Source organism: Teichococcus wenyumeiae, from assembly GCF_003696345.1.
Taxonomy (GTDB): domain Bacteria; phylum Pseudomonadota; class Alphaproteobacteria; order Acetobacterales; family Acetobacteraceae; genus Pseudoroseomonas; species Pseudoroseomonas wenyumeiae.
Genome location: NZ_RFLX01000163.1, coordinates 1 through 1047, shown reverse-complemented (window position 1 = coordinate 1047; position 1047 = coordinate 1). Strand labels below are relative to the sequence as shown.

Annotated in this window: 1 protein-coding gene; it reads right to left on the bottom strand. The window is 58.9% G+C overall.

Annotation, left to right across the window (positions count from 1 at the left end; genetic code table 11):
* Positions 1-524 precede the first annotated feature (524 nt).
* Positions 525-803 carry a CBU_0592 family membrane protein gene (locus EBE87_RS28385; protein ID WP_120641303.1) on the bottom strand — a complete coding sequence of 93 codons (279 nt, stop codon included), beginning with the start codon at positions 801-803 and terminating at the stop codon, positions 525-527.
* Between the last annotated feature and the right edge of the window lie 244 nt (positions 804-1047).

Genomic DNA, 1047 nt, shown 5'->3' with positions numbered 1-1047 from the left:
GCCGCGACAATCATCCACCCGCCGTAGCTTCAGACTCTCACCCTGATTGCCGCGCTGCTCGCACCCAGATTGTCGCGCCATACAGCCATGTGCCACGATGTGTCACACAGAAAAGCAGTGCCGCCTTCACTGGGCGTTAAGGAGGGTCTGCTACACCATCCGTACTGCGGCGGCGTGGTGAACGCCCTAACTGGTAACAGGCCCCAATCGGACCGGCGCCGGCCATAACGTCAGCGTGGAAGGGAGCAAGCAGACCCAGATCAGCCCGGCAGGCCTTCCCCTGCCGGGCTGTTTCTATCGCCAGCCTCAAACACGCATCTGGCCATGACCGTTGTCGACCGAGGCTGTGTGAAAACGCAGGTGCGCCGCCAGGCTGGAGAACAGCCTTCTACGTCGCAGTCGTTCCGGCACCTCAAACGGGAGGAAAACGCCCGCCATAGCGTGAGAGCGGCCATTCGGAAGAAGAACTTTCTACTGCCGCCACAGGAATTGGCGTTTTCACACAGCCTCCACCCATAGCGGTCCTAGGTGGCAGTCGCCCTGCGCCGCTCCTTGAACCCCTTCCAGATGCCAACCCCACTGATCGCGATCCAGAAGAACTCCATCAGTGCGGATGCAAGATTGAAGTTGAAGTAGAGCGAGAAGGAGATGAGGAATGAGCCGACTAAATTAATGAGTGGGAACGCAAGGTCGTCAGAGTTGAGGAGTCTTGTCTGTGTGGCGAAGTAGGCAGAAACAACAATGAGGGTTCCTGTGGAACCTATAAGGTCCACGTAGGTGAGGTTGCTGAACAGTTCGGTCACGCCGCTCTCTCATTGTTCGACATAGAGCATGCCGCAACATTTTCTGCCTCCCTGAACCATGAAGGTCGCGTGTCGGCGGATGTCCGCTCGCCACCCCATCCAGTGGTTGCCTCTGCCGGGGCCACCGCCGCACCCGACCCATAGTGGTCCTTGCTTGGCCACCTAGTGTCCTGATTCTGTAGTTCCTCCGATCTGCTGGGTGCGCTGGCAGAAGCGCTGTATGGCACCGAGGATGTCGTCGGCG